12 protein-coding genes are annotated in these 12,080 nt (G+C 69.6%); 7 read left to right on the forward strand and 5 right to left on the reverse strand.

Going from position 1 to position 12,080, the window contains the following annotated elements; all coding sequences use genetic code 11:
* Window positions 1-85: 85 nt before the first annotated feature.
* Window positions 86-2,158: a DNA gyrase/topoisomerase IV subunit B gene (locus EUA06_RS11130; RefSeq protein ID WP_479724671.1), complete on the reverse strand. Its 2,073-nt coding sequence runs from the start codon at window positions 2,156-2,158 to the stop codon at window positions 86-88.
* 295 nt (window positions 2,159-2,453) lie between these two features.
* Between EUA06_RS11130 and EUA06_RS11135 the strand changes: the two genes are divergently transcribed.
* The 3 genes from EUA06_RS11135 (at window position 2,454) to EUA06_RS11145 (ending at window position 4,117) form a co-directional block, all read left to right on the forward strand.
* Window positions 2,454-2,705, forward strand: a complete 252-nt coding sequence (locus tag EUA06_RS11135) for a DUF7455 domain-containing protein (protein WP_207208310.1) — start codon at window positions 2,454-2,456, stop codon at window positions 2,703-2,705.
* 108 nt (window positions 2,706-2,813) lie between these two features.
* Window positions 2,814-3,290, forward strand: coding sequence for a DUF456 domain-containing protein (locus EUA06_RS11140; RefSeq protein WP_242498093.1), 477 nt, complete (start codon window positions 2,814-2,816; stop codon window positions 3,288-3,290).
* Window positions 3,290-4,117 carry a DMT family transporter gene (locus EUA06_RS11145; protein WP_129475533.1) on the forward strand — a complete coding sequence of 276 codons (828 nt, stop codon included), beginning with the start codon at window positions 3,290-3,292 and terminating at the stop codon, window positions 4,115-4,117. The genes EUA06_RS11140 and EUA06_RS11145 overlap by 1 nt, the downstream gene beginning before the upstream one ends.
* On the opposite strand, the gene EUA06_RS11150 is transcribed toward EUA06_RS11145, so the two are convergent.
* Window positions 4,114-4,668, reverse strand: coding sequence for a hypothetical protein (locus EUA06_RS11150; RefSeq protein ID WP_129475535.1), 555 nt, complete (start codon window positions 4,666-4,668; stop codon window positions 4,114-4,116). The two genes, EUA06_RS11145 and EUA06_RS11150, sit on opposite strands and share 4 nt — an antisense overlap.
* Before the next feature lie 82 nt (window positions 4,669-4,750).
* Between EUA06_RS11150 and EUA06_RS11155 the strand changes: the two genes are divergently transcribed.
* Window positions 4,751-5,893 carry a CapA family protein gene (locus EUA06_RS11155; protein ID WP_165354351.1) on the forward strand — a complete coding sequence of 381 codons (1,143 nt, stop codon included), beginning with the start codon at window positions 4,751-4,753 and terminating at the stop codon, window positions 5,891-5,893.
* 4 nt (window positions 5,894-5,897) lie between these two features.
* On the opposite strand, the gene EUA06_RS11160 is transcribed toward EUA06_RS11155, so the two are convergent.
* Window positions 5,898-7,271 (reverse strand): M28 family metallopeptidase, encoded by a 1,374-nt coding sequence (locus tag EUA06_RS11160; RefSeq protein WP_242498094.1) that lies wholly within the window; start codon window positions 7,269-7,271, stop codon window positions 5,898-5,900.
* 208 nt (window positions 7,272-7,479) lie between these two features.
* Between EUA06_RS11160 and EUA06_RS11165 the strand changes: the two genes are divergently transcribed.
* Complete coding sequence (locus EUA06_RS11165; RefSeq protein WP_129475539.1) at window positions 7,480-7,836, forward strand: hypothetical protein; 357 nt, start codon at window positions 7,480-7,482, stop codon at window positions 7,834-7,836.
* A complete protein-coding gene (locus EUA06_RS11170) occupies window positions 7,833-8,186 on the forward strand; it encodes a hypothetical protein (RefSeq protein ID WP_129475541.1) in 354 nt (117 codons plus the stop codon). Before EUA06_RS11165 ends, EUA06_RS11170 begins: the two co-directional genes overlap by 4 nt.
* A gap of 743 nt (window positions 8,187-8,929) precedes the next feature.
* On the opposite strand, the gene EUA06_RS11175 is transcribed toward EUA06_RS11170, so the two are convergent.
* Together EUA06_RS11175 and EUA06_RS11180 are read right to left on the reverse strand one after the other, a co-directional pair.
* A complete protein-coding gene (locus tag EUA06_RS11175) occupies window positions 8,930-9,934 on the reverse strand; it encodes a hypothetical protein (RefSeq protein ID WP_129475543.1) in 1,005 nt (334 codons plus the stop codon).
* Window positions 9,934-11,625, reverse strand: a complete 1,692-nt coding sequence (locus EUA06_RS11180; RefSeq protein WP_129475545.1) for a hypothetical protein — start codon at window positions 11,623-11,625, stop codon at window positions 9,934-9,936. The genes EUA06_RS11175 and EUA06_RS11180 overlap by 1 nt, the downstream gene beginning before the upstream one ends.
* A 60-nt stretch (window positions 11,626-11,685) precedes the next feature.
* Between EUA06_RS11180 and EUA06_RS11185 the strand changes: the two genes are divergently transcribed.
* A complete protein-coding gene (locus EUA06_RS11185; protein ID WP_129475546.1) occupies window positions 11,686-11,949 on the forward strand; it encodes a hypothetical protein in 264 nt (87 codons plus the stop codon).
* Window positions 11,950-12,080: the final 131 nt, after the last annotated feature.

The raw sequence follows: 12,080 nt of genomic DNA on the forward strand, positions 1-12,080 counted from the left end.
CGCAAGGCGGAGGAGGAAGCGCGATCTTGGAGCGAAGCGATCGCGCGACGACGACAACGCAGCGAGCGCGTGCATTTCACGCGTCCTACGCGTCGATGGAGTCCGCGTCGACCTCATAGGCGCCCTGGACGATGAACTCCTTGCGCGGCGCCACGTCGGAGCCCATCAGCAGCTCGAAGACCCGGCTGGCCTCGTCGACGTCGTCGATCGTCAGCTTGCGCAGCGTGCGGTGGCGCGGGTCCATCGTGGTCTCGGCCAGCTGGTCGGCATCCATCTCACCGAGGCCCTTGTAGCGCTGGATCGGCTCCTTCCAGCGGACGTTCTTCTTCTTCAGCTCCGCCAGCCGGCGCTGCAGCTCGCCGTCGGAGTAGGTGTAGATGTACTTGTCCATGCCCTTCTTGGGGTTGGACAGCTCGATGCGGTGGAGCGGCGGCACGGCCGAGTAGAGCCGCCCGTCGGCCACCAGCTCGGGCATGTACTTGAAGAACAGGGTCGCGAGCAGGCAGCGGATGTGGGCGCCGTCCGAGTCGGCGTCGGCCATGAGGATGATCCGGCCGTAGCGCGCGGCCTCGAGCTCGAACGTACGCCCCGAGCCGGCCCCGACGACCTGGATGATCGAGGCGCACTCGGTGTTCTTGAGCATGTCGCCGACGGTGGCCTTCTGGACGTTGAGGATCTTGCCGCGGATCGGCAGCAGCGCCTGGAACTCGCTGCTGCGCGCCGCCTTGGCGGTCCCCATCGCCGAGTCACCCTCGACGATGAAGAGCTCGGTGCGCTCGGTGTCGGTGCTGCGGCAGTCGAAGAGCTTGGCGGGCAGCGCCGACGACTCGAGCGCGGTCTTGCGGCGCTGGTTCTCCTTGTGCTGCCGGGCCGCGAGCCGGGTCTTGGAGGCCCCCGCGACCTTCTCCATCAGCACCTTGGCCTGGGCCTTCTCGGCGCGCTTGGTGGAGGTCAGGAACGACTTCAGCTCGGCGGCCACCACCTTGCGCACGACGCTGCGGGCGGCCGGCGTGCCGAGGATCTCCTTGGTCTGCCCCTCGAACTGCGGCTCGGCGAGCCGCACGGTCACGACTGCGGTGAGGCCCTCCAGCACGTCGTCCTTGATCACGTCGGTGTCGGCGGCCTTGAGCACCTTGGCGCCGCGCATCGCGTCGTTGAAGGTCTTGGTCAGCGCCGCGTCGAAGCCGCTGACGTGGGTGCCGCCCTTCGGCGTGGCGATCACGTTGACGAAGGAGCGCACCTCGGTGTCGTAGGCGGTGTCCCACCGCACGGCGACGTCGACGGTGAGCTCGCGCTCGATCTCCTGCGGCGTCATGTGCCCCTTGTCGTCGAGCAGCGGCACGGTCTCGGTGAACGTGTCAGTGCCCTGCAGCCGCAGGATGTCGGTGACGGGCTCGCCGTGGGAGAGGAACTCGACGAACTCCGCGATGCCGCCGTCGTGGCGGAAGCGCTCCTCGACCACCTCGCTCGTGCGCTGGTCACGGATCACCAGCTCGAGACCCGGCACGATGTACGACGTCTGGCGGGCGCGGCCGATGAGGTGCTCCATCTCGACGCGCGCGTCCTTGGTGAAGACCTGGCGGTCGGGCCAGAACCGGATCCGGGTGCCGCTCTTCCCCTTCGCCACGCGCTTGCCCTTGCGGGTCAGCCCGGACTGGGGCGTGAAGGAGGCGCCGGGGCCGTCGCCGTCGAACACTCCCGGCACGCCGCGCTGGAACGACAGACCCTGCTGCGACGGGGAACGGTCGACGTCGATGTCCATCCGGGAGCTCAGCGCGTTGACCACGGAGAGGCCGACGCCGTGCAGGCCGCCCGTCGCGACGTAGGAGCCGCCGCCGAACTTGCCGCCGGCGTGCAGCTTGGTCGCCACGACCTCGACACCGGGCAGCCCCGTCTTGGGCTCCTTGTCGGTCGGGATGCCGCGCCCGTCGTCGTACACCTCGACCGATCCGTCGGCGTGCAGCGTGATCTCGACGAGGTGCGCGACGCCCGCCAGGGCCTCGTCCACGCCGTTGTCGATGATCTCCCACAGGCAGTGCATGAGGCCGCGCGTGTCGGTGGACCCGATGTACATGCCCGGTCGCTTGCGTACGGCGTCGAGGCCCTCGAGGACCAGGAGGTGTGCTGCGTTGTAGGTGTTGTCCGCGGGTGCTGCCACAGGGGTCCTGTTCGTGCGTGAAATCCGGCCGGTGCGTGTGCTTCGAACCACTGGTGTGGATCACGCCGACACTACCCGCGACACGCCGTGCGCCGACGGAGGCACGCCTGCCTGCCGGGACGCATGGGCGGGGCTAGCGTGGGGCACAGGTCAGGTCTCACTTCGACAACGTCTGGTCCACGGTTGCGGACAACGCCAGCGGAGCGGGGTGTGACGTGATTGACTCCAAGAGTTCTCGATCCGGAAACAGCAGCAGGGAATCTTTGTCCCACTGGCTACGTTGGGCCAGACACCGATGAACAGAAATGAGGCTGACGTGACCACTGCCACCGCACCCTCCCAGGCCGTCCTGACGGCCGGTGACCGCTGCGACCGCTGCGGTGCCCAGGCCTACCTCCGAGTGGAGATCAAGACCGGCGGCGAGCTGCTCTTCTGCGCGCACCACGCTCGTGAGCACGGCGAGAAGCTCCGCGAGGTCGCTGCCACCGTGCACGACGAGACGCACAAGCTGGACCCCGCCGCCCCGGCTGCGGGCAGCGACGCCTGACACCCGGCACCACACCGAACTTCCAGAACGGCCCCGGACACGCTCTCCGGGGCCGTTCTGCGTCCCCGGACGGGCGCCATGCCCGCCTGCGTCTGGGAGGCTGACCCCGTGACCGTCACCGAGCTCCTCGCCGCCGTCGCGATCGCTGTCGGCATCGCCGGCATCATCGTCCCGGTGCTGCCCGGCACCATCCTCGTCCTCGGCGCGATCCTGGTCTGGGCACTCGAGATCGGCACCGCGACCGCATGGCTGGTGTTCGCCTTCGCCACGACGTTCCTGGTCCTCGGCACGATCGTGAAGTACCTCGTGCCCGGCCGCCAGCTGAAGGCGTCGGGCGTGCCCAACCGCACGCTGCTCGCGGGGGCGCTCCTCGCCTTCGTCGGCTTCTTCGTCGTCCCGGTCGTCGGGATGTTCATCGGCTTCGTCGTTGGCGTGTACGCCGCCGAGCGGGCGCGGGTGGGTGCGGCGGGCGCCTGGCCGTCGACGAAGGCGGCGCTGCGAGCAGTCGGGGTCTCGATCCTGGTCGAGCTCGTCGCGGCGTTCCTTGCCGTCGCCACCTGGGTCGTGGGCGTGGTCCTCACCTGATGGTGGTCGTGCTCTCGCTCGTGGCGGCTGTCGCCTACGGGCTCTCGGACTTCGTCGGCGGCCTGGTGTCGCGTCGTACGTCTGCATGGGCCGTGGCCTTCACCGGCAACGCGGCCGCCTTCGCCGGGGCCGTGGTGCTCGCGCTCGCCGTCGGCGGCTCGCCGACCCGCTCCGACCTCTTGTGGGGCGCGCTCGCCGGCGTCGGAACCGGCGCGGGTGGCGCCTTCCTCTACCGCGGCCTCGCAGCCGGACGGATGGGCGTGGTCGCACCGATCTCCGCCGTCGGCGCGGCGCTCCTGCCCGTCTGCGTCGGCGTCGCGACCGGCGAACGGCCGGCGCTGCTCGTGTGGCTGGGCATCGCTGCGGCCGTGCCCGGCATCTGGCTGGTCAGCCGTGAGCCGGGCGGCTCCGGCGACCTGGCCGCAGGGATCCTCGACGGGGTCCTTGCAGGGCTCGGCTTCGGCTTGCTCTTCGCGGCCATGGGCCAGGTGCCCGAGGAGGCGGGCTTCGCGCCGCTCGCCCTCTCGCAGGCGGTGGCGATGGTCTGCGTCGCCCTCACCGCTGCCGCCCTCGGCGGGCGCTGGCTGCCGTACGAGCGCTCGCAGGCGTGGGGCGTCGTCGCCGGGCTCCTCGCGACCGCCGCGGTGGTCGCCTTCCTGCTCGCCACCCAGACCGGACTCCTCACGGTCGCCTCGGTCGTGACCTCGCTCTACCCCGCGATCACGATCGCCCTGGCCGCCGTGGTCGTGCGCGAGCGGATCCACGCCTCGCAGGCCATCGGGCTGGTGCTCTGCGGCGTGGCCGTCGGCCTGGTCGCCGCGGGCTAGACGGGGTCGGCGCCCAGACCGGGCTCGATCGGCTCGCTCCAGCGACGACGCTCCGGCGACCAGTCGACCACGCGGGTGGACCCGTCGGTGGGGTCCACCATCTTGACCGCGACCCTGACCGAGTCGGGCTCGTCGAGGCACTCGCGGCCGATGCGCACGCGGACCGAGTCCCTGGCGCCCCAGCGGTACGTGGCCTCGTAGTCGCACTCGACGCGGGCAACGGTGCCGCGCCATCCGGCGGCCTCGGTGAGGACATAGTCGGTGCCGTCGTTCAGGCCGGTGCTGAGGACGTACTCGGCTCCCTTGGCTCCACGATCGGTGTCGAGGAAGATCGACAGACCGGCGGCGCTCGAGCGCATCAGCTCCTGGAACCGCACCTTCACCACCACGTTCGCGGTGCCGTGCTTGGCACGCACGGCGCGGATGTCGGTGAGCGACCCGCTCGCATCGGCCGGGTCCGACGTGCTGAAGTACTCCGCCTGAGCGGGCGCAGCGGCGAGCGTCGCGAGTGCGAGAACGGAGCCGGCGGCCACAACGATCCGAGATCTCATGCTCCCGAGTGTGGCAACCCGCACCAGCCGCGTCCACCCACTTCTGGGGGGTGTGCGCCACCCACGATGGCACGATGGCGCCATGAGGACCCGGGGGCGGAGGTGCGTCCTCCTCGTGCCTGCCGTGCTCGCGCTGATGGCCTGCTCGACCTCGCCGACGGCTCCGCCGCCCAGCCCGTCGACGTCATCCACCGCAACGCCGTCCGCCGAGTCGACCACGGACCAGCCCGCACCTGCCCCGGACGGGTACCCCGGTCCGGTCCGGATCGCGGTGGTCGGCGACATCCACTTCGAAGGTCCGCTCGCCCCACGACTCCGTGACCCGGCCAGAGCGCTGGCCCCGGTGTCCGACGGCCTCTCCGTCGCCGACCTCACGATCGCGAACCTGGAGACCTCGATCGGCACCGGCGGGCAACCTGAGGCAGGCAAGCGCTTCACGTTCTCCGCGGGGCCGGAGGCGTTCACCGCGCTCGCCGCGGCCGGCATCGATGTCGCGACCATGGCCAACAACCACGCCCTCGACTACGGCCGCGCCCGGCTCCCGAGCACGTTCCGGGCGATCCGCCGTGCCTCCCGGGCGGACACACCTCTCGAGGTGGTCGGGATCGGCCGCGACGCCGACGAGGCGTTCGCGCCGGTGGTCCACGACGTCCGCGGCACCCGCATCGCCACGCTCGGGGCGTCCGTCGCCGACCAGGACCCGACGGCCGATCCGACGCGCGACTGGGCGGCCACCGACGACCGGGCCGGCATCGCCGTCGCCCTCGACCCGACCCGGCTCCTCCAGGAGGTACGCCGCACCCGCCGGAGCGCCGACGTGGTCGTGGTCTACCTCCACTGGGGCATCCAGGGGCAGCGCTGCCCGAGCCAGGACCAGCGGACGCTGGCGACGGACCTAGTCGGTGCCGGGGCCGACATCGTCGTCGGGTCGCACGCACACCGGCTGCAGGGCGACGGGCGGCTCGGCAGCGGCTACGTCGCCTACGGCCTGGGCAACTACGCGTGGTACTCCCCCGGCGACTCCACCACGTCGCGCACCGGTGTCCTCAACCTCACTGTCCGACCCCGTGCTGCGGGCCCGCGGCCGCCCCACGTCGTACGCGCCGCGTGGCTGCCGCAGCGCATCGGTGCCGACGGGCTGGCAGCCACGGCGACGCCGCGGGACGCCACTGCCTTCCGGGCCGACCGCGAGTCGCTCCGTGCGTGCTCGGGGCTCCGTCCCTGAGCGGTCAGCGCGGCGCGAGCCACTCCAGCAGGAGCCGGCCGGTGCGCTCGAGCTGGGCCGGCGACACGACGGACGGCACGTCGCTGGCGTCGTGGTAGGCCGCGTAGGACGTCGACCCCAGGCGCGCCCCGGGCAGCCCCGCCCGCACGAACGACCAGTGGTCGCTGCTCCTCTGGTCTTGGTCCGCGATCGTCGCGACGCCCGCCCGCCGACCCGCCGCGAGCAGGCTGCGCTGCACCGGATCGGAGTCGTCCGCGGAGCCGACCGGCACCCGGGCGCCGACACCGACGCGATCGAGGGAGACCATCGCGCGGACGGCTCGGCTTTCTGCGGGCCCCAGCGCGGCGACGTAGGACCGTGAGCCGAAGTGGTGGTCGTCGTCACCCGGGCCGCGCGGCTCCTCCGCGCCGAAGGCGACGAACACGACGGGCAGCCGCGTGCTCCGGACGGCCGCTGCCTCGGCGGTCGCGAGGAGCACACCGACGCCCGACGCGTTGTCCTCGGCGCCCGGCGCCTGCGCCACCGTGTCGAGGTGGGCACCCACCACGAGGTGCGGCTCGGTCGCGTCGAAGCCGGCCGGCGTCGCGACGACGTTGACCGACCGGCCCGCCGGGACGGCGTCACCCAGCCACGACACCCCGGCAGGGACGCCGACGGGCCGGAGGTCCGCGTTGTAGCCGAGCCGGGTGAAGCAGCGTGCGACCCATCGGGCCGCACGGTCGTGGGCAGCACTCGTGGCCTCGCGCGGACCGACCCGACCGGCCAGGAAGCGGACCGTGGCCACGGCGGTCGCGACGTCGAGGTCGTCGGGCGCCAGCGGCTCGTCCACCGGATCCTCGTCCGGAGGTTCGGTCTGGGTGGGCTCCTGCTCCGGGGCCACGGGCGTCGTCGTCGCCGAGGTGACGTCGCCGAGGTCGTCGCCCGACGCCGCCGGCGCCTCGCGCAGCGCTCGGATGGCGCGCTCCACGAGCTCCGGGTCGGCCTCCGTCACCAGGCCGCTCCAGTAGAGCAGCGTCCCGTCGCGCACGAGGCCGACTCCGCCCATCTCCTCCATCGACGTCGTCACCGAGTCGCGGTCAGCCTCGCAGGTGTCGCCGGCTAGGCGGACGTCCACAAGGGCAGCGCACAGGTCATCGTCCGGCTCGGCGAGCTGCACCAGCGTGCGGTCGTCGCCGTAGTCGGAGGTCACCCGGTCGGGCGAGAGGGTGCTCGACGCCGCCTTCGCCCCGTCGAGCACCGGCGCGAACACCGGGAAGCCCGCGTCGGCCAGGGCGTCCCCCGGGGTGCGCGGGCTCCGGGTGTCGCCGTCACCGGAGCAGCCCGCCAGCAGCGCGGCGACGAGGAGCACCTGCGCACCGCTCCCCCGTCCTACCCTCACGCGCTCAGCCTGACAGGCGGTCGGTGAGGTATGCGCGCAGCAGCGCCGCCCCCGGAGGGCGACGCTGCTCGGTCGCGCACGTGCTCGGTGCTGCTCAGTCGAGGTAGTCGCGCACTACGGACGCATGAACGCTGTGCGGTCAAGCCGTAGTGGCGGGCGGGCCATGAGCGCTGTGGGTGGAAATATCACCGACTGAGAAGGAAGCGACATGACCACCACTGCACAGTTCACCGTCGACAACCCGTGCCCCGACTGGTGCACGCTCGAGCCCGGACACCCGGTAGACAGCATCCACGACGACGACAGGCGCTCACGAGGGCACAGCGGCCCAAACTTTGGCGCTCACCTGACCGTCTGCTCGGTCGAGTACACCGACGTCCCGGGAGTGCACGTTCCGTTCGTGGAGCTCTACAGCGAGTCCGAAGACCTTGACATGGTCGGACTCCTGCTCTTCGCGAGGCACGCGCTCGAGGCCGCGGCGTGGCTGGAGATCGAGCGGGACAAGGCCGGCCTGGCCTGCCTCGCCACGGGTCGGGCAGACGCATGGCTGGCGGCGCACCAGTGAGCGCGCTGCGAGTCGTTCCTACGACCCTCGAGATCACGTGCCCGCACTGGTGCAACTCGGATCCGCAGCGCCATGCCGACGACCTTTGGAATCAGGGCGGCTGCGTCATCCACACCCTTGAGGAGATCCGGATCGGAGACGCGGACGGGTTCGACCAGGGGGCATTTGAGGACCCGCGGGAGGCGGAGCCGATCGAGGTCGGCCTCAGTGCCCTGACGACCCCCAGCAACAAGCCCCAAGCGTCCCCGGTCATCTTCATCAACGGCACAGAGGTGACGGTCGCTCAGGCCGAGCTGCTCGCGGGCGCCCTCCTTGAGGTCGTCGCGCTGACGAAGGAAGTGACGTCGTGATCCGTGCTGGAGAGACCGGAACCATGGTTCCGGTCAGGCTCGCAGGTGAGTCAGATGACTCACCTCACCACCACGCCCCGATCCACAAGTTCCACAAGGGCACCGACCGGTACCTCTGTGGCGTTCGCAGACAGGACGCCGGCCCGCCGCGGGGCCTCGCCACGACGTGCGCTCGACTCGGCTGCACACCGCCCCCGTGTGGTGTCTGTGAGGCGGTGATGCTCAACCTGACGCTGACCTGAGCCACCGTCAGTCGCGGACTTATGCAAATGCATAGGACAGACAGAACCACCCCCGGCGCGGATATCGCCGGGGGTGGTTGCACGTCCTAGTCGTCTGGGTTCGTGACGCGCAAGGTGAAAGGTAGGGAAGGGTCGTATTCGCTGACGCCATCTGGCATGAACCCAAGGCTGCGGCTCCCAGATACGAAGGCAGAAGGGCGACTCGAAGGCGGGCGGGTCGTCTGTCAGTGACCATGCGAGCAGAACAGGCTGCTTGATGAACGCAGCACCGTCGACAATCGGACCATCCTTCATCGCTCCGTATTGCCCTCTCGGGTAGACCAGGATCGCGAAGCGCTTTCCTGCGATGAAGGTCCCGTGATGTTCAAACCACATGCGGAACAACCTCGGCAGGGTGACCTCCATTCGAACCACGAGATCGTCTTTAGTCGGCACGCGGGAGACGCCCTCCACGATCGTCACGATTCCCATGCCACTGACGTTACGCGCCGTCACCGACACTCACCGCCAACCCGAAGCGATGACGTCGGCGAGGTTTCGCGGTGCCGTCCTCGTTGGCTCGATGTAGATCGAGTCCTCGCCAGCTGTGTACCGGGTCTTCCCGATTACGAAGTCGAGCACCGGAGTCTGCACGTTCGCACGCGCCGAGATGAGTCCGTGCGCGCGCATCATCACGCCAGCTCGGATGCTGGGCAGGAATGCGCTCGAGCCCCCGAGCGTGGTGATCTGCTCACTGGTCAACGTCATACCGTTCGTGAAGCCGATCTGACCGGCCAGTTCGAGAGCCCCGTCAAGGATCGCGTTCGCCTGACCCAGGCTCAGCACCCCGCGGTCGGTCAGATCGATGGGCTCCTCGGCACGGTGCTGCACGACCGAACCCAAGGCGGGCCGGATCGTCTTGAGGTTGTTCGTCCCGTCGAAGTAGACGCCCACGACATGAGTGATCGTGCCCTCGTCCGTGGTGCCGAACACCGCCGAATCAGGGGTGGCGTGCCACCACGGGGTGGTGGGGTCAGACCGCACGTAGATGTTGCCGAGCGGGTCCACGCCCCACCGCTGACCCTGTGCAGCCTCAGTGAGCAGCGAGCCGATGCTTTGAGGTTCCGTCGAGTCTCCGGGCACTGTGTATCCGGTCCCGTGGCCGACAGGGTTAGCCACCCGCCAGCCGCGAGCGATGGCCTGGTCGATCGCCACGCCGAGGTTGCGGGTCACGTTGCCGGATGAATCCAAGGCTAGGAATCGGTCGCTGTGGTCGCCTACGGCCCAGCAATCCCAGGATGTGCGGTCGGGGTCGACCATCGGAGCCCGTGCTACTGGCATCCCGCCGACCTTGACGACGGCCATCGAGCCGGGTCGGAGTGCCGGATGCTGCGAGCGAGGAGTCAGCGCGAACGACCACGAAATCTCGGCCGTACCGCCATCCGCAACCGTCTCCCATGTCGGCGGGGTGTGCGGCGCGATCTCAGTTGCTGGGTATCCACCGACCCAGAGCGTCACGTCGTCCATCACTCGGCCCCGGCCGCGTTCGAGTGCCAGCGCGGGAAGTAGGTCAGAGACGCTTCTGGGTTCTCAGTCCCAGAGGTGCCCACGAACACCGCCATCGCGTCAGGGGTGAAGGTGTGGTTGCCGTGGGTGTACAGGTTCGCGCCGGGGTGTGAGGCGTCGACGCGGCCGGCGTCGTTGCCGATCCAGATCCGCGGCACCCGTGAAGCCACGTCGGGCGAGTCCAGCCACAGACGCGGCTTCACGGCGTTGTGGAGCACCGTGAGCGCACACCCGTCGTCGACCCGGAACAGCCACGCCTCGTCAAGCTCGGCCGTCATGGAGGAGAGGTTGATCCGCACCTTCCCCGAGTAAGAGCGGACGGACGGGAGGGTGAGAACCGCGATCGGCACGAAGTACCAGTTGCCCGAGCTCGGGAAGTTGGTCGTCGCATAGTCCGTGACGTAGCCCTCCGCGACGCCGTCGATGCGCGTATCGGTTGCCCAGTTGATCGTCGCGCTACCAACAACCGACGCCCGCATACGAGCAGCCAGCAGATACCCGCCTTCGGGCAGCGCCGGATTTGGAATCTCCGCGATGAACGGGTTCGCGGGGAGGATGGGCTCACGGGCACCGGACATCGTGGCCGCATCCGTGGTCGGCGACGCGGCACCAGAGACCCGCCAGCGACGCAGCGGGGGCGAGTACCCGGAACCGTCCTCGGGCGACGTGTGCACAACGGTCATATTGAGGTTGCTTGTCCCGTTTGCGGACTTGATCGCAAGGCTCGCGGGGGTGCGCTCCGTCCCTGCCACCGACACGATGCGCGCAACCTGACGGGCAGTGATCTGCGGGATCGTGTCCGTCCGCTTCACGTCGCGGATGCGGTACTGACCACTAGTGCCGCGCAGCACGGCCCGGAAGGTCAGGGACGCGTACGACAGACCCGTTGTGTCATAAACCGTCTTGGTCCAGCCGTCCGGCAGGTTCAGCGTCTGCACCACCGGAGCAGCCAGGAGCGTCGGGGTGAACAGCGTCGGATAGGTCGCTTGCCACTCCACCACCACATACGGGGTCGCCGGAACGGTTGCGGCGGCGAAGAACAGGTAGTGCTCACCCTCGCCGAAGAACGCCGAAGTCTGAGTCGAGTAGACGTAGCCGCCCGTCTGACCGAGCGTCGCCGGCGCGACGGTGGTCCAACCCGTCGTGGAGTCCGCGGTGCTCACGGTCACGGTCGTCGGAGTCGGGCCGACAGCCAGCGCGGGCACCGTCACCAGATCCCTGGACCTGGCGAACGGCGCGCACGTCAGCGTCACATGGAACACACGCCGCGTCCGCAGCTCGTCGATGTCGTCGAACTTCGGCGCCATCTCCGACGTCACAACCTCGAACACGGTCGGCGCAGAGAAGTCAGCGGGCGGCGTCCACGTCACCACGTTCGGGCGATACAACTCCCGACGCAGAGCCACTTCCCCAGCCTGCAACGCCGCACCGTCCGCGCCCTCAATCAGGACGTCGAACTCGGCCACACGGTTACCCGCACGGTCATACGACACCAGGTCACCGTCAGCGAGCATCGACACGATCTGACGCACCACCGCCTGCGACTGACCGAATGTTGCGCCACTGCCGAGGACCGACAGCGTGTAGCCGTCGCCGTGGGGCAGACCCGACGCCAGGTCAAGGGTGCCGAGGTCGAAACCATGGGTACTCATGACGCCTCCCCATCGCCGGCGTAAACATTGATGTCGGGACCCGCCTCTAGCGTGGGCGGCATGAGCACTCCCACGCCGAAGCAGACGACCATCGAAGGACCGTCGGACGACGACCTCGCCCGGATCAACTCCCTGCTCCACCGCATCGGTGGCCAGAACGTCTCGTGGGGAGCGGTGAACAAGCTCGAGGTCTGGCTGACCGAGACACGTCTCGAGTCCGAGCGCCTCGCGAGCAAGCGCCTACTGGTCGCGACGTGGGTGCTGGCAGCCGCCACGCTCGCCCTCGTTCTGGCAACCGTAGGGCTGATCGTCGTGGCGCCGTGACCCGAGCTTGTGCGCTTGTGAACGTTTGAACCCTCCGCACGTTTTTCGAGCCTCATTCCCGGTTTCTTTGGGCGAGGCGTCCCGGCCCTACCCCCAGGGGGTGCCGCGGCGCGACGCAGGCCGGTCTGTGC

Source organism: Nocardioides glacieisoli, from assembly GCF_004137245.1.
GTDB classification, from domain to species: Bacteria; Actinomycetota; Actinomycetes; order Propionibacteriales; family Nocardioidaceae; genus Nocardioides; species Nocardioides glacieisoli.